At 47.0% G+C, this 16055-nt stretch carries 13 protein-coding genes; 5 read left to right on the top strand and 8 right to left on the bottom strand.

What is annotated here, in order from left to right:
• Positions 1-245 precede the first annotated feature (245 nt).
• Complete coding sequence (locus AACV32_RS16860; protein WP_139152216.1) at positions 246-1583, top strand: MATE family efflux transporter; 1338 nt, start codon at positions 246-248, stop codon at positions 1581-1583.
• A gap of 105 nt (positions 1584-1688) precedes the next feature.
• Here AACV32_RS16860 and rraA read toward each other — a convergent pair whose 3' ends face one another.
• The 7 genes from rraA to priA form a co-directional block, all read right to left on the bottom strand.
• On the bottom strand, positions 1689-2210 hold the full coding sequence (rraA, locus tag AACV32_RS16855; protein ID WP_026027418.1) for a ribonuclease E activity regulator RraA: 522 nt from the start codon (positions 2208-2210) through the stop codon (positions 1689-1691).
• A 76-nt stretch (positions 2211-2286) separates the two neighbouring features.
• Complete coding sequence (locus AACV32_RS16850; RefSeq protein WP_017049221.1) at positions 2287-3204, bottom strand: 1,4-dihydroxy-2-naphthoate polyprenyltransferase; 918 nt, start codon at positions 3202-3204, stop codon at positions 2287-2289.
• Positions 3205-3326: 122 nt separating this feature from the next.
• Positions 3327-4658 carry an HslU--HslV peptidase ATPase subunit gene (gene hslU, locus AACV32_RS16845; RefSeq protein ID WP_013855851.1) on the bottom strand — a complete coding sequence of 444 codons (1332 nt, stop codon included), beginning with the start codon at positions 4656-4658 and terminating at the stop codon, positions 3327-3329.
• A gap of 35 nt (positions 4659-4693) precedes the next feature.
• Complete coding sequence (gene hslV, locus AACV32_RS16840) at positions 4694-5260, bottom strand: ATP-dependent protease subunit HslV (RefSeq protein ID WP_010317615.1); 567 nt, start codon at positions 5258-5260, stop codon at positions 4694-4696.
• Between the two features lie 120 nt (positions 5261-5380).
• A complete protein-coding gene (locus AACV32_RS16835) occupies positions 5381-5923 on the bottom strand; it encodes an SPOR domain-containing protein (protein WP_170895442.1) in 543 nt (180 codons plus the stop codon).
• Between the two features lie 102 nt (positions 5924-6025).
• On the bottom strand, positions 6026-7033 hold the full coding sequence (gene cytR / locus AACV32_RS16830; RefSeq protein WP_017043195.1) for a DNA-binding transcriptional regulator CytR: 1008 nt from the start codon (positions 7031-7033) through the stop codon (positions 6026-6028).
• 305 nt (positions 7034-7338) lie between these two features.
• Positions 7339-9540, bottom strand: coding sequence for a primosomal protein N' (gene priA, locus AACV32_RS16825; RefSeq protein ID WP_088721352.1), 2202 nt, complete (start codon positions 9538-9540; stop codon positions 7339-7341).
• A gap of 268 nt (positions 9541-9808) precedes the next feature.
• On the opposite strand from priA, the gene rpmE reads away from it, so the two are divergent.
• A complete protein-coding gene (gene rpmE / locus AACV32_RS16820) occupies positions 9809-10024 on the top strand; it encodes a 50S ribosomal protein L31 (RefSeq protein ID WP_010318344.1) in 216 nt (71 codons plus the stop codon).
• A 205-nt stretch (positions 10025-10229) separates the two neighbouring features.
• On the top strand, positions 10230-11507 hold the full coding sequence (locus AACV32_RS16815) for a malic enzyme-like NAD(P)-binding protein (RefSeq protein ID WP_026027888.1): 1278 nt from the start codon (positions 10230-10232) through the stop codon (positions 11505-11507).
• Positions 11508-11655: 148 nt separating this feature from the next.
• Here AACV32_RS16815 and metJ read toward each other — a convergent pair whose 3' ends face one another.
• Entirely contained in the window at positions 11656-11982 is a 327-nt protein-coding gene (gene metJ, locus AACV32_RS16810) for a met regulon transcriptional regulator MetJ (RefSeq protein ID WP_010318342.1), read from the bottom strand.
• Positions 11983-12375: 393 nt separating this feature from the next.
• Here metJ and AACV32_RS16805 point away from each other — a divergent pair, with 393 nt between their 5' ends.
• Together AACV32_RS16805 and AACV32_RS16800 are read left to right on the top strand one after the other, a co-directional pair.
• Complete coding sequence (locus AACV32_RS16805) at positions 12376-13542, top strand: O-succinylhomoserine (thiol)-lyase (RefSeq protein ID WP_017049224.1); 1167 nt, start codon at positions 12376-12378, stop codon at positions 13540-13542.
• Complete coding sequence (locus tag AACV32_RS16800; RefSeq protein ID WP_170895443.1) at positions 13542-15953, top strand: bifunctional aspartate kinase/homoserine dehydrogenase II; 2412 nt, start codon at positions 13542-13544, stop codon at positions 15951-15953. Before AACV32_RS16805 ends, AACV32_RS16800 begins: the two co-directional genes overlap by 1 nt.
• Positions 15954-16055 lie beyond the last annotated feature (102 nt).

Below are 16055 nucleotides of genomic sequence, written 5' to 3'. Positions count from 1 at the left end.
CACAACATGGCTGAAAGCTTAATACTTGAAGGGCGAAGGGAAAGAACATTCCCTAGAACAGTTAAGCCTAGACCACAACGGTATGCTAAGAACAAAAATGCCGTTCACTCTTAAGTGAACGGCATTACAGCATTTGCTGGCCTTTTTTGTTTCTTCACTCTAGTCACACTTCCCATCCTAGCAGCTATAGTCGCGATCGCCAGAATCAAGTATCCTAACGTTTTGCTTAACCTACGTTGCCAGTAATGCACGATAAACACGGCCTATTAACCGCCCCAATTCCAAATGTGCTCAGTCAAATGACGATCCCAATGATTTTTGGTTTGATCGCGATTTTGATGTTTAACTTGGTCGACACCTTTTTTATCTCACTGTTGGGCACCGAATCTCTTGCCGCCATCAGTTTTACCTTTCCCGTCACCTTTGCGGTCAACTGCATCACCATGGGAATTGGTATTGGACTTTCGACGAGTATTGGCCGCTTACTCGGTCAAGGTGACGCTAAGAATGCGGCGCGTTTTTCTAGTCACGGTGTGTTACTGGCTGTGGTGCTGGTGACATTCGCTTCAATTCTGGGTTTACTGACCATTAAGCCACTCTTCCTACTGCTTGGTGCCACTGACGATTTAATCCCTTTGATTGAGCAATACATGCAGGTTTGGTATTTGACCATTCCTTTGCTCGTTATTCCCATGGCTGGTAACAGCGCAATTCGAGCCACGGGTGACACCAAAACGCCGGCTAAAATTATGATGCTCGCAGGTTGTATTAACGGTCTGCTCGATCCGCTGCTGATTTTTGGTTATGGCCCTTTCCCTGAATTAGGAATCCAAGGTGCTGCTATTGCCAGTGCATTCAGTTGGTTAGGCGCACTGTGCGGATCGCTATATGTATTAATCAAAAGAGAAAAATTATTGGCATGGCCGTATTTTCCTACTTTATGGCATGATTGGCAGCAGATCTTAAAAGTGGGCACACCAGCGGCACTCTCCAATGCAATGAATCCACTCTCTGGCGCGCTATTAATGATAATGCTGGCAAGCCATGGCACGGCTGCCGTGGCCGCTTACGGCGCCGCGCAGCGTATTGAGTCGATACTCATTTTGGTCTTGATGTCACTAACCTCAGCACTGACTCCCTTTATGGCACAAAACATCGGCGCAAAAAATATTGAGCGTAGCTTTGCTGGCTTGTTCCTCAGCATGCGTTTTTCTATCGTATTTCAATTGATGATTTTTGCGATGATGGTACCGCTGAGCATCCCTTTGTCAGCCCTATTTTCTCAAGAGCCCTCGGTGCGCGATCTATTGTGGCACTATTTGCTGGTGGTGCCACTGAGCTATGGCTTTCAAGGCATTGTGATGATGCTTGTCTCTGGATTGAATGCATTGCATCAACCCATGCGCGCCTTTCAGTGGAGCGTGATGCGGCTATTTGTGTTCACTCTTCCTGCCGCGTGGTTAGGTTCGTATCTCTATGATGTCGAAGGGCTGTTTATCGGGATTGCCGCAGGCAATACCTTAGGTGGGCTGCTGGGTTATTACTACGCCCTGCGTCTAAAACGAACTTACCTGTTTCGCTAATGCTACCATTTATCTGGTTGAGCACGTCGTGGTGAACTAAATATAAAAAAGCCAGCATTCATGCTGGCTTTATCACTTAGAAACATCGCCTTTCAGCGCGAGAAACTACTCTTCAATCTCGTCAAGGTCATCATCTAAGTCCATATCCACATTTAAAGGCTCAGGAGATAAAATAATACCCGTATTATCAGCGTACAAATAATCTTCAGGTAGGAAAGTGACGCCACCAAAATTGACAGGCACATCCACTTCACCGATACCTTGATTGGATGCTCCAACAGGAATAGAGGCGAGCGCTTGAATGCCGATGCTCATCTCTTCGAGTTCATCCACTTCACGGACACAACCGTAAACAACGATGCCTTCCCACTCATTTTCTTCAGCAAGAGCGGCCAATTCTGCATCAATCAGCGCACGGCGCAGTGAACCACCACCATCAATTAACAGCACCCGTCCTAGCCCATCTTGCTCTAATACTTCACGGATTAAGCCATTATCTTCAAAACATTTAATCGTCGTAAGCTGGCCAGCAAAGGATGCGCTTCCACCAAAGTTACTAAACATTGGCTCCACCACATCGACTTGGTCGAGATAAATATCACATAACGCAGAGGTGTTGTATTCCATAATGGTTCTTCTCTTGCCGAAAATTATCTTCACCGAGTATATAGGGTCATTAAGTCATTGCAATGACAAGCGACAATTAACTCGTCAGAGTTTGAGCTATAACAATTCCAACAAACAACAAGTTGGTGATCAGTGAACATTTGACGATAGCGGGCATCATAGGTGCTATCTGCGCAGGTTGATCACTCACCCACACCGCTTTACTGTGTTTTACCACTACCACAATGCTCAACAAAAAGGGCAAACTTATCCACGTTGGGCTGCTTTGCATCACTAAATACCAAGCAAAAGCGACCACCGCACCCGCCAATAGCATAAAGTGATATTGCTTGGCGCGCGTTTGCCCAAGACGTACGGCAACGGTTTTTTTTCCGCAAACTGCATCATTTTCAATATCACGCATATTGTTGACATTGAGCACAGCGACCGCCAATAAGCCACAGCCTAACGCGGGTAAGAACAGGCTCGGTTCCACATGGCCGGTATGCAAGAAATAGGTTCCAGACACCCCAAGTAAACCAAAGAAAATGAATACGGATAAATCACCTAAGCCGACATAGCCGTAGGGTTTGTTACCGACCGTGTAAGCAATCGCGGCCACAATGGCGAGCACGCCCAACCCGACAAAAGCCAGAATACTTTGCACGCTATCCAGTGCATAAAAAATCAACACCAAACCCGAGATAACCGTCAATGTGATGTTAATCAGCATCGCTTGCTTCATATCATCGAGCGTCACCGCACCGGATTGAATCGCTCTGATTGGCCCTAAGCGAGCCTCATTATCCGTACCCTTGACCGCATCACCATAATCATTTGCAAGGTTGGATAAGATTTGTAATAAAGTTGCGGTAAGCAGAGCAAGCAGCGCTACTGGCAACGAAAAATGGCCCGATGAGAAAGCTAACGCGCTGCCCGTTAAAATAGAAACTAGCGCGAGAGGGAGCGTTTTAGGCCTGGCCGCATCAAGCCAGATATGGAGCGAATTCTTCATGCAAGGTCACTGCCGTTCAAAAAAGGGGTCAGTATATACTGTTCTGCTGGCGAGTATAACACGGCAATAAAAAGCCCGTCACTTTGGACGGGCTACAAACAGTGTACTGGCCATTCGATCCGCTAAAGAATAAAGCGGCTCAAATCTTCATTCTCGACTAACTCACCTAGGCGCTGCTTGACGTAGGCGGCATCGATAATCATTGAGGAGCCAGGTTTTTCTGTTGCATCAAATGAGATTTCATCCATCAAACGCTCCATCACGGTATGCAGGCGACGTGCGCCGATATTTTCCGTGGTTTCATTCACTTTCCACGCGGCTTCCGCAATTTGAGTGATGCCATCTTCAGTGAATTCAATGTGCACCTCTTCCGTCTTCATCAGCGCAATATACTGCTCGGTCAGAGAGGCTTTCGGCTCAGTCAAAATACGTTTAAAGTCATGGCTCGATAATGCTTCAAGTTCGACGCGAATCGGCAAGCGGCCTTGCAACTCGGGGATTAAATCAGAGGGCTTCGCCACTTGGAATGCACCCGACGTAATAAAGAGGATATGATCAGTTTTAACCATGCCGTGCTTAGTCGAGACGGTACTGCCCTCAATCAAAGGTAGCAAATCACGTTGTACCCCTTCACGCGACACATCTGGACCTGAGCTTTCGCCGCGTTTACAGATTTTGTCAATCTCATCGATGAAGACAATGCCGTTATTTTCAACATTAAAAATAGCTTGATCTTTCAGCTCTTCCTGATTGACCAATTTTGCCGCTTCTTCCTCAGTCAAAGCTTTGAAGGCCTCTTTGATTTTGAGTTTGCGTTTTTTCTTGGTATCTCCCGCAAGGTTCTGAAACAAACCTTGCAGCTGATTGGTCATTTCTTCCATACCCGGAGGTGCCATAATTTCAACCCCCATTTGAGGGACAGCGACATTGATTTCAATCTCTTTGTCGTCGAGCTTTCCTTCACGCAACTTTTTACGGAAGATTTGGCGAGTGTTCGAGCTCTCTTCGCCCTTTTCATTCTCTCCCCAAGCATCACGAGCTGGCGGCAATAAAGCATCTAAAATACGCTCTTCTGCTTGCTCTTGCGCGCGAAATTGCACTTTTTCCATCGCTTGCTGGTGAGTCATTTTTACCGCGACATCGGTTAAATCGCGAATAATAGTTTCCACTTCTTTACCAACATAACCCACTTCGGTAAATTTGGTCGCTTCCACTTTAATGAATGGTGCGTTGGCAAGCTTGGCGAGACGACGAGCAATTTCTGTTTTTCCCACCCCAGTTGGACCAATCATCAAAATGTTTTTCGGCGTTACTTCGGCGCGCAAACTCTCTTCGAGCTGCATGCGACGCCAGCGGTTACGCAGCGCAATCGCCACCGAACGTTTGGCTTTATCTTGACCAATAATATGGCGATTTAATTCGTGAACAATTTCACGTGGAGTCATTTCAGACATCAGATTTTCCTTAATTCTTTACCCTAACACTGTCTTTATTTTTCGGTGGTCACTGTTTGTTGCAGTAGCAATTCCGCCGGTATTTCTAGTTCTTCGATAGTGTGGAAATGGTTGGTAAACACGCAAATGTCGCCCGCAATTTTCAGTGCTTTTTCAGCGATTTCACGTGCATCTAAATCGGTATTTTCTAATAATGCGGTCGCCGCAGCTTGGGCAAAATTACCACCCGAACCGATAGCAATCAGGTCGTTTTCTGGTTGAACGACGTCACCATTGCCCGTAATAATGAGCGATGCCGTTTCATCAGCCACCGCTAAAATCGCTTCTAGCTTACGCAGTGCCCGGTCACTACGCCAATCTTTTGCCAGCTCAACCGCGGCCTTAGTAAGATGACCTTGATGCATTTGCAGCTTACTTTCAAAGCGCTCAAACAAGGTAAACGCATCGGCTGTACCACCTGCAAACCCGGCCAATACTTGATTGTTGTACAAACGGCGAACCTTGCGCGCATTGCCTTTCATTACGGTATTACCGAGCGATACTTGTCCGTCACCGGCGATGACAACTTTATTATTACGACGTACAGAGACGATGGTAGTCACGACAGGACCTCTTATTTGTTTTCACGATGGAGTTAGCAAATATATGAGGATGGTTGGGGAAGATTTCAAGTCACAAAAAACACTCACCGCGAATCGATTGGATGCGGTGAGTGATCGCTCTTATTGTGGTTCAGTCCAAATGGCGCACGGCTCAATTTTAGCGCGTTGTAATTTATGCTCGTCACGCTGCGCATCACGCTTATATTTGTATGGCCCTAATACCACGCGATACCAACTGCTGCCTTCCGTTTTTCGGATTTCACTTTTTAAACCCTGAAACGCGATATCAAGTTTACGGCTTTCAGCTTGTGCCGAAGTTTTGTACGCCCCACACTGCATGATATAAGGGATTTCAGACACTTTTTGTTCTTTGGCTACCACTTCTACTTCACGTTTCGGCAAGCTATCCACGTAATCCCATTTTTCCTCTGGAGGCGGTGGGATCACTTTCTCTGGCTTAGGTTTTGCGACTGGTTTTGTAGGAACCACAACCACTTGAGGCGGCTCAGGATCACGGCTGAGTAAGAACAGCCCATAACCAAAACCGGAAACGAGCAACAGTGCCAATAAGCCACTACGCCAAGGTTTACGACGTGGAGCTGTTTTTTTCGGGGTCGGCTTTTTAGGACTACGACCGCGCCTTACATAATCTTTATTAGCCACAGAGAATTCAAAAGTTGATGGTTTGTGCCAATGTTAATGCAGTTTCCAACGACTTAATAGTGTTGAAAGAGTTGCAGCGCATCAAAAATGCGCTGCATGTGGTTAGCTCAAGCGAGGAGGTGCTGCGCTTTCTCGAATCACTAACTTGGTTTCTAATAGTCGAGAACCTGCGCCAACCTCTTGACCGCGAAGAAGATCGAGCATCATGAGCATCGCTTGACGCCCTATCTCATAGCGCGGCTGTGAGATGGTCGTTAACGGTGGATCGCAGTAGAGCGCAAATTGAATATCATCAAATCCCACCACTGAAATATCTTGTGGAACGCGCAAACCCAATTTTTTGGCTTCCTTAATGACACCGATCGCCATACTGTCATTATGACTAAAAATGGCTGTGGGTGGCTCAGATAACGCCAATAATTGGCGCAGTGCTTTAGCCCCAGCTTCAAAAGTAAAATCACCATAAGTGCAATAATTAGGGTTCATGGTAATTCCTGCACGGCGTAAGGCTTGTTGATAACCTTGATGGCGGAACTTACACAGCGTGGCCTCTGCTGGCCCCGATATTTGCGCGATGCGTTTGTGCCCGAGCTGCGTCAAATAGTTCACCGCTTCAAACGCTGAAGTAAGGTTATCAATATGTACCGTCGGCAACTCAAGTTCTGGCGCAAATTCACATGCCATGACCATAGGTGGCAGGTTTTTTTGCTCCGGCTTACTAACATCAAACGGCAAATCAGTTCCCAGCAACAACATGCCATCGGCCTGCTTAGTAAATACGAGGTTAACTAACGAACTTTCTCGCTTTTTCTGCTGACCACTATCACCCAACAGTACTAAATAACCATGTTCCATCGCCGCATCTTCGATACCACGAATGATCTCTGTGAAGTAAGGGTCACAAATATCAGGCACGATAGCGACAATGGTTTTAGATTCATTACGGCGTAAGTTGCGAGCGAGAGAATTTGGTGAGTAACCAGCTTCCAAAACAGCATCTTCGACACGCTTTCGCGTTGAAGATGATACTTTTTCAGGGTTCATCAACGCCCTAGATACTGTGGCGGTTGATACACCTGCAAGCTGGGCAACATCCTTCATTGTCGCCATAGAAATTAACCTCTTTAAAAGTTGTTACTGGGCTGAAATCACCCGTTGTTATGTTTATAAAATCCGGTTGTAAAATCTGGTTATCCATTTTGAACACTGAGCTGTTATTCACAGCGGATATATGAGTAATAGTCTATTCATTTCCACCCAGAAAGTTACGGTCAGATTAACAAATTTTACATAATAAGCGTGAAGCCACTCACATTAGAGAGGATTAAATAGGCTGACAAAAATAACAGTAACCTTTTTAGCATTCGATTGCTTCAATATGTTACATCTCATTTCATCGAAAACGCTACTGAGGTTTAACTGAGATCTTGCGGTTCAATATCTAACGACCAGCGAATTTTCTTGGCTAATGGTAACAGTCCAATCGCAGGCTTAGCACTCATCAATAGTTTTTGCATTTTGGAGCGATGTTGAGTTTGCAGTAATAACTGCCAGCGATATTTGCCCGCTCTTTTCGCCAATGGGGCTGGAGTTGGCCCTAAGACTAAGCACGAATCATCAAATAACGGATGCGCTTCTAACGTATGCCTAATTTGGCGTAAAAACTCTTCCACCATCGAAGCTTGATTGGATTCCGCTTTAAACAGTGTGAGATAGGTGTAAGGTGGCAACATCGCTATTTTCCGCTCTTCTAACGCGGTTTCTGCAAAATGACGATAATCCTTTTGCAACAATGCTTGCAGCAAACTGTGTTCCGGGTGATGCGTTTGTAAAATCACTTCGCCGGGTTTACTCGCGCGCCCTGCTCGACCTGCCACTTGAGTAAATAGCTGCGCCAAGCGTTCGGCGGCGCGAAAATCACTGCTGTATAGCGAACCATCCACATCCAATAACGCTACTAAAGTCACATCGGGAAAATGGTGCCCTTTAGCAAGCATCTGCGTGCCAATTAAAATCTGATACTCACCTTGGCGAATCGATGATAAAGCACTTTCTAAACTGCCTTTACGACGCGTACTATCGCGATCAATACGCACCGTTTTATATTCGGGGAAAAGCTGCGCCAGTTGCGCTTCAAGTTGCTCGGTACCCACCCCAACCGTGACCAACTGAGTTGAACCACAACCTTGACACTGATGAACCACCGGACGTTGCGAGCCGCAATGGTGACAACGCATGTCACTGCTGTATTGGTGAAAGGTATAGTACGCATCGCAACGTTTGCATTCTGCAATCCAACCGCATTCATGGCACATCAGCGCAGGCGAGAAGCCGCGCCGATTGAGAAACAGCATCACTTGGTTACCAGCGCTGAGGTGTTTTCTCATCTCAGCAATCAGCGGCGCTGATAAACCACTCTCTAAAAACAGGCCTTTCACATCCAACACTTTGTTTTTAGTGGGAACCGCTACGCCCGCACGCTGAGTCAAGCTTAAGTGATGATATTTGCCACTCAATGCATTATGCAACGTTTCTAATGCTGGAGTGGCAGAACCGAGCACAATCGGGATCTGCTCAAGATTTGCACGCATTACCGCGACATCTCTTGCATGGTAGCGTAGGCTATCTTGCTGTTTATACGAAGCGTCGTGCTCTTCATCAACAATGATGATACCTAGGTCTGCAAAAGGCGTTAGCAGCGCTGAGCGAGTACCAATAATAATGCCCGCGATATTATCACGCGCCGCTAACCACGCGTTGAGACGCTCGGTTTCATTGAGCCCCGAGTGGACCACGGCAACTGGCACATTAAATCGCTTACGAAAGCGGTTAATGGTTTGTGGTGTTAGACCAATCTCAGGCACCAGTACCAATGCCTGACGTCCTTTTTCTAAAACGGGCTTGATTAAGTTTAGATAAACTTCGGTTTTCCCTGAACCAGTGACCCCTTCAAGTAAATAGCATGCGAAATGGTGATGGCTATTAATTGAAGCAATCGCGATCGCTTGTTCTTGGTTGAGCTTGGGCTTTTCCACATCCGCTTCAACATTTTGCGGCCAAGCCGTTTGTGTCGGCCGTTTTTCCAGTGATTCTATCCAGCCTTTCTCTTGTAAGGTTTTGAGTACGCTGCTACCTACCTCTTCATCAATAAACAGTTGATGGGGCACAGCGCCAGACTCAAGCATCGTCATCACTTTGGCTTGCTTTACCGCTCGCCCGAATCCTTGCATGAGTTGATCGCGCCCACTGGGCGTCAGTTGCCACTCCACTAAGGTCGAAAAATCGGCCGCTTTCCCTTTGCGTAATGCGCCAGGCAAGGCATTAAATAGCGTGTCGCCTAATGGGTATTGATAAAATTGGCTACACCACAACAGCAATTGATAGAGTTTCTCTGGCCAGACTGGCTGGCTATCGAGCACCGCTTTTAGCGGCTTTAATTGATCGACTGAAAACTCAGACTCACTGACTATAGCGGTGACGATACCCACCAGAGTTTGCCGACCAAATGGCACCGACACTCGTCCACCAACAATCGGAAACAGATGACTTGGGATCTGATAATCAAACTGCTTATCCAATGGGACAGGTAAGGCAACGCGTGCAATGGTGGGGCGCATAATCGACCGTTCGTTCTACAAAAAATGTGAAAAGACAGTCTACTGGATGCGTCACCGAAATTCGAGCTTCGTCATTGGACAAAAATGTGGCGAAAATAGCGGCGAAATGGCTTGATCCACTGAAGAGGATTCATTAATATATCGCGCCTTGATGATATGGCTTCTTGCTTGATGTTAAGCAGTCAGCGGTATCAACATTTTTTTATTAACTACGTGTGGTGTCCGGCTTCGATTCGGATAGCGACGCGGCCCAATTTGAGGTTATCCCATGAAAGCTGGTATCCATCCAGAGTACAAAGCAGTTAGCGCGACTTGTTCTTGCGGCAACTCTTTCGAGTTCAGCTCAACGCTAGGCAAAGATTCTATCCACCTAGACGTGTGTGACAAATGTCACCCATTCTACACTGGTAAGCAACGTATCGTTGATACTGGCGGCCGTGTAGATCGCTTCAACAAGCGTTTCGGTGCTCTTTCTAGCAAATAATCTCTTTTTTGCTAGAAAATTAAAAAAGGATGCTTCGGCATCCTTTTTTATTGGCATTTTTTGTATAGTTGTCAGTACGCACTGGTCTTATCTGCGACATTTTCTCCATTTTTTGATGAAGCACGTCAGGTTCCCGCCTAGGAAGTTTGAGCGACATCCATTAGAATTATGGACCTTTTCCAATCCAATACGAGCACTTATACCTATGTCTGATGACACTCACCAAGAATTAACGGCAGAAGAACAATTTCGCCAACGCGCACTCGATTACCATGCTTACCCAACCGCGGGTAAAATTGCCATTTCATTAACTAAGCCTGCCGACTCGGCTGAAGACCTTGCTCTAGCTTACAGCCCGGGCGTTGCTGAACCGGTTCGTGAAATCGCACAGAACATCGACAACGTTTATAAATACACTGCGAAAGGCAACACCGTCGCTGTGATCTCAAACGGCACGGCTATTCTTGGTTTAGGTAACTTAGGTCCGATGGCTTCCAAGCCCGTCATGGAAGGAAAAGCGCTACTGTTTAAACGCTTTGCTGGGCTTGATTCAATTGATATTGAAGTAAAACACCGCACAATCGATGAATTTGTCGATACGGTTGCCAACATCGCCGACACCTTTGGCGGCATCAACTTAGAAGATATCAAAGCACCAGATTGCTTTGAGATTGAACGCCGTTTGATCGAGCGCTGTAATGTGCCTGTTTTCCATGACGATCAACACGGCACTGCGATTGTTACCGCAGCTGGCATGCTCAATGCGATTGAACTGCAAGGCAAGAAACTCAACGAATGCACTATCGTCTGTCTTGGTGCTGGCGCAGCAGCCACCGCTTGCATGGAACTACTGATTAAGTGCGGCGCAATGCGTGAAAAAATCTACATGCTTGATCGCAAAGGTGTGATTCATACTCGTCGCGATGACATCAATGAATATAAGCAGTTGTTTGCTAATAACACCGACAAACGCACACTGGAAGATGTGATTGAAGGCGCTGACTTATTCCTAGGTGTGTCAGGCCCCAACCTGCTGCCTGCCGAAGCGCTAAAATTAATGGCCGATAAACCGATCGTATTTGCTTGCTCAAACCCGGATCCAGAAATTAAACCGGAACTCGCACGCGCGGTACGTGACGATTTAATTCTCGGCACAGGCCGTAGCGATTATCCAAACCAAGTCAACAACGTGTTGTGCTTCCCATTTATTTTCCGTGGCGCTTTGGATGTCCGTGCTAGTGAAATTAATGACCAAATGAAGCTAGCCGCAGTTGAGGCGATACGTGAACTGGCTAAAGAAGAAGTGCCGGCTGAAGTGTTGAAAGCTGCAGGCGTAAAAGCGTTAAGTTTCGGCCCTGAATACATCATTCCAAAACCGATGGACCCACGCCTACTGCCTCGTGTTGCTAAAGCGGTTGCTCAAGCAGCGGTTGACTCTGGCGTCGCTCGAATCGAGATGCCTGTCAATTACATGCAAGAATAATCACAAGCTTGAGCGGCTAAATGCCTCGCTCGAAAAAAAACCGCTGACTTTCAGCGGTTTTTTTATATTCTGAGACACAGAGCCAAAGTCACAATGGCAACTTACCCAGTATCCTCTCGATTTTATCTCGTTGTACCGCAATTACGCGCTACACTTCTTCATCATCATACGCTTCAAATTCAATGCCCATGGCGGTCATTAATGCTTTGGCTTCCGTCGGAATATCGTCTGGACGATCTTTTCTCAAATCTTCGTCGGTCGGTAAAGGTTGACCAGTATAAGCATGTAAGAAGGCTTCACACAGCAGCTCACTGTTCGTTGCGTGGCGTAAGTTATTGATTTGACGGCGAGTGCGCTCATCAGTTAATACTTTCAACACTTTCAATGGGATTGAAACGGTGATTTTTTTGACTTGCTCACTCTTCTTCCCATGTTCAGCATATGGGCTAATGTATTCCCCATTCCAGTCTGCCATTGCGCACCTTCGTTATCGTAATTGGTCGTTAAAAATTTGAAAGTTGGATTTTAGCGGGATTTACCGCCACAAGCAAAGACATATAGACGTCTAGATATATTGACGTCTTCTTTTGAGTTCAGTAAAGTGTGCCATTATCGACAAAGAGATACCCGAAATACTTGAAATTTCAGCAGAGCGGCAAGTCAAGGCAGCCAGACTATGTGATTGAAGTAGGTGAACCTAGCCAACATCGCAGCCACTTCAAGTTAGAAAGGGGATAGCAATCTCACGCACTATCGGATATAGCTAATACTCGAGACAATGGACGTTGCCATTTCGTTGTCCTCAGGTAAAGCAGGAACCCCTCAATAAAAGTCAGTTTATTGAGTTTAATTAAGTAAGGAAACCGTCATGACCACTCGCAAGCCAGCCACCATCGCCGTTAGAACCGGTATTGAATCCGACTCTCAATATCATGCTGTTGTGCCTCCAATTTATCTTTCGACAAATTATAGCTTTCCTGCGTTTGGTGAAGTGCCTAAATACGATTACACACGCTCTGGCAACCCAAATCGAGGTCTGCTCGAAAAAGCGTTGTTTGAACTCGAATCGGGTCAAGGCGCAGTGGTGACTAACTGTGGCACTTCGGCGCTGAATCTATGGGTTTCCGCCTTTTTAAGTCCTGACGATCTGATCGTGGCCCCGCATGACTGTTACGGTGGCACATATCGCCTGTTTAATACACGCGCCAAAAAAGGCGATTTTAAGACACTCTTTATTGATCAATCCGATCCAAACGCTTTGCAGGCCGCTTTGGCGAAAAAACCCAAATTGGTACTCATTGAAACCCCATCCAACCCATTAGTTCGCGTGGTAGATATTGCTGATATTTGCCAACAAGCACACGCCGTCGGTGCATTAGTGGCGGTTGACAACACCTTCTTAACGCCAGTATTTCAAAAACCATTAGAGTTGGGCGCAGATTTTGTCATCCACTCCACCACCAAATTCATCAACGGCCACTCCGATGTGATTGGCGGAGTTGTTATCACCAAAACAGAGCAGCACGCTGAAGAGCTAGCATGGTGGGGCAACTGCCTTGGCTCAACGGGAACCCCTTTTGATAGCTATATGACGCTGCGTGGCATTCGTACCTTAGGCGCAAGAATGCGCGTCCATGAGGAAAGCTCACGTGCCATTTTGGACTATCTGCAAAGCGAAGCCTTAGTAAAGGTCATTTATCACCCGAGTTTGCCAGAGCATCCTGGCCATGAGATAGCGAAAAAGCAGCAATCTGGCTTTGGCTCTATGCTCAGTTTTGAGTTTGCGGGCAGCTTTGAACAGCTCAAATATTTTGTCTCTCAGTTAACATTATTCTCACTGGCAGAATCATTAGGAGGCGTGGAGAGCTTAATCTGCCACCCCGCTTCGATGACTCACCGAGCGATGGGCGAAGAAGCGTTGGCCGAAGCCGGTGTTTCACAGCAGCTATTACGCCTATCGGTCGGCTTAGAAGATGCCCAAGATTTGATTGACGATCTCGCGCAAGCCTTTGCTAAAGCGAAGGAGGCCTATTAATGACTGCCCTACGTCAATTGCACAAGTTTGGCGGTAGCAGCCTTGCCGATCCTGAATGCTACAAACGGGTCGTTAATATCTTAAAAGAGTATTCTCAAGCTGATGATTTGGTGGTGGTTTCTGCCGCAGGAAAAACCACCAATCGTTTAATCGAATTTCTCGACGCTCTCAATAAAGATGGCCGAGTGGCCCATGAGAACTTGCAATCGGTCCGTCAGTACCAAATCGATTTAATCAACGCGCTGCTCGATGAAGATGCAGCGCAACCGCTCATCACTTTACTCACCAACGAAATTCGCACTTTGGGTCAGCTTTGCGCGCCCCTATCGCCAGCTCAACAAGCGGCGGTACTTGGCCATGGTGAAGTGTGGTCATCACGCTTATTGGCGGCGTTACTCAATCAACATAATCTTGCGGCTGTGGCACAAGACGCCCGCGAATTTCTTCGCGCGCAAGCAGGCACACAACCGGAAGTGGATCGCGCTCGCTCCTACCCTTTGCTGAAAGAAATTTTGGCACAACACGCGCATCACCGAGTGATCATCACAGGCTTTATGGCTCGCAGTGAACAAGGTGATACTGTGCTACTTGGGCGCAATGGTTCCGATTACTCCGCCACTATGATCGGTGCACTTGCGGAAGTAAACCGAGTAACGATTTGGAGTGATGTGGCCGGTGTTTATAGCGCCGACCCGCGCATTGTCAGTGATGCCTGTTTACTGCCGCTACTGCGTTTGGACGAAACCAACGAGTTAGCGCGCCTTGCCGCCCCAGTATTGCACAGCCGAACTTTGCAGCCCGTGGCGCAAAGCACCATGGATTTGCACTTGCGCTGCAGTTATCAACCCGAAGCAGGATCGACTCGTATTGAGCGAGTATTGGCATCGGGACGCGGTGCCAAAATCATTACTTCACTTGATGATGTGCTGTTGATTGAGCTTAATTTTGCTCACGGGCATGACTTCCAGCGCCTACAAAATGATGTACTGCGCAGCTTGCGTCGTGCTCAACTCGAACCGCTAGCTTTCGATACTCAAGCCGATCAACACCAACTGCGCCTTGCCTATACTGCTGAGATTTCAGGTGGAGCCCTAGCCCATCTGCAAGATGCCGCTTTTGAAGCAGAAATTAAACTCAAAGAAGGCTTTTCGTTAGTGGGTGCCGTGGGTGCGGGAGTGACGAAAAACCCCAATCACTGCTACGGCTTTTATCAACAGCTACGTTCATCACCGATCGAGTTTATCTGTGAAGCCGAATCTGGGCTGAGTTTAGTCGCGGTACTGCGTAAAACGCCGATCACCCCCTTAGTGGTGGGTATGCATAACCAACTATTTCAGGCGCAAAAACGAGTCGCACTGGCACTGTGTGGCAAAGGCAACATTGGTTCGAGTTGGTTAAAACTTTTTGCTGAACAAAAATCAGAGTTAGAAAAACGCCATGGCATGAACTTCGAGTTGGTCGCAGTGGTCGATAGCCAAACCTATTGGTTTGATGAGCAAGGGATTGATGCGGCATCGGTTTTAAAGCATTTTGACGATGAAGCGATTGCCAGTGAGGGAATGGCTTGGCTACAACGATTAAGCAATATTCAAGGATATGACGAAGCGGTTGTGCTCGATGTAACCGCAAGCAAAGAACTGGCTGATCACTATCTCAGCATTGCTGAAAATGGGATGCACCTCATCTCAGCGAATAAAGTCGCGGGCTCTTCCTCTAGCGTCGATTACCACCAAATAAAAGAAGCGTTCGCGAAAATTAGCCGCCATTGGCTCTACAACGCGACGGTTGGCGCAGGCTTACCCATTAACCACACGGTACGTGATTTGCGTGAAAGCGGTGATGAAATCGTCGCCCTCTCTGGTATTTTCTCTGGCACTTTATCTTGGTTATTTCAGCAATTCGACGGCTCAATACCGTTTAGCGAACTGGTCGATTTAGCATGGCAACAAGGACTTACCGAGCCTGATCCGCGCAGCGATCTGGATGGTTCAGACGTAATGCGCAAACTGGTGATCCTAGCCCGTGAAGCGGGATTACATATCGAACCGGAAAATGTCAAAGTTGAATCACTGGTTCCTGATGAGCTCAAGCACCTTTCACTGGATGACTTTTTAGACAAAGGCCAACTGCTGAGTGAAAAATTAGCAGAGAGACTAACCAAAGCACAACGTGAAGATAAAGTGCTACGCTATGTCGCAAGGCTTGAGAAAAATGGCAAAGCAACGGTGGGGGTTGAAGCTTTAGAGCGTGAACACGCTTTGGCTAACCTTTTACCTTGTGACAACATTTTTGCTATCGAGAGTAAATGGTATCGCGATAACCCGTTAGTGATTCGTGGCCCGGGCGCTGGTAGAGAAGTGACAGCAGGAGCTATCCAATCGGACCTCAACTTGCTGTCAAGCTTGCTGTAACACTCCAGCTTATTCCAGATTAAGGGGCCACTAGGCTCCTTAATTTAACTGCGAAAGGATGATATTAGGTCATGCATACCGAGGTTGAGCATGACTTGAAGG

This window comes from Vibrio sp. B7 (assembly GCF_963888765.1).
Lineage (GTDB): Bacteria > Pseudomonadota > Gammaproteobacteria > Enterobacterales > Vibrionaceae > Vibrio > Vibrio anguillarum.
This window is presented reverse-complemented; position numbering and strand designations above follow the sequence as displayed.

Coding starts and splice junctions, on each gene's coding strand:
- priA (WP_088721352.1), bottom strand. CDS start 9,540: ATGCGCCCCACCATTGCACGCGTTGCCTTACCTGTCCCATTGGATAAG.
- AACV32_RS16860 (WP_139152216.1), top strand. CDS start 246: ATGCACGATAAACACGGCCTATTAACCGCCCCAATTCCAAATGTGCTC.
- AACV32_RS16805 (WP_017049224.1), top strand. CDS start 12,376: ATGACCACTCGCAAGCCAGCCACCATCGCCGTTAGAACCGGTATTGAA.
- cytR (WP_017043195.1), bottom strand. CDS start 7,033: ATGGCGACAATGAAGGATGTTGCCCAGCTTGCAGGTGTATCAACCGCC.
- AACV32_RS16815 (WP_026027888.1), top strand. CDS start 10,230: ATGTCTGATGACACTCACCAAGAATTAACGGCAGAAGAACAATTTCGC.
- rpmE (WP_010318344.1), top strand. CDS start 9,809: ATGAAAGCTGGTATCCATCCAGAGTACAAAGCAGTTAGCGCGACTTGT.
- hslU (WP_013855851.1), bottom strand. CDS start 4,658: ATGTCTGAAATGACTCCACGTGAAATTGTTCACGAATTAAATCGCCAT.
- metJ (WP_010318342.1), bottom strand. CDS start 11,982: ATGGCAGACTGGAATGGGGAATACATTAGCCCATATGCTGAACATGGG.
- AACV32_RS16800 (WP_170895443.1), top strand. CDS start 13,542: ATGACTGCCCTACGTCAATTGCACAAGTTTGGCGGTAGCAGCCTTGCC.
- AACV32_RS16850 (WP_017049221.1), bottom strand. CDS start 3,204: ATGAAGAATTCGCTCCATATCTGGCTTGATGCGGCCAGGCCTAAAACG.
- rraA (WP_026027418.1), bottom strand. CDS start 2,210: ATGGAATACAACACCTCTGCGTTATGTGATATTTATCTCGACCAAGTC.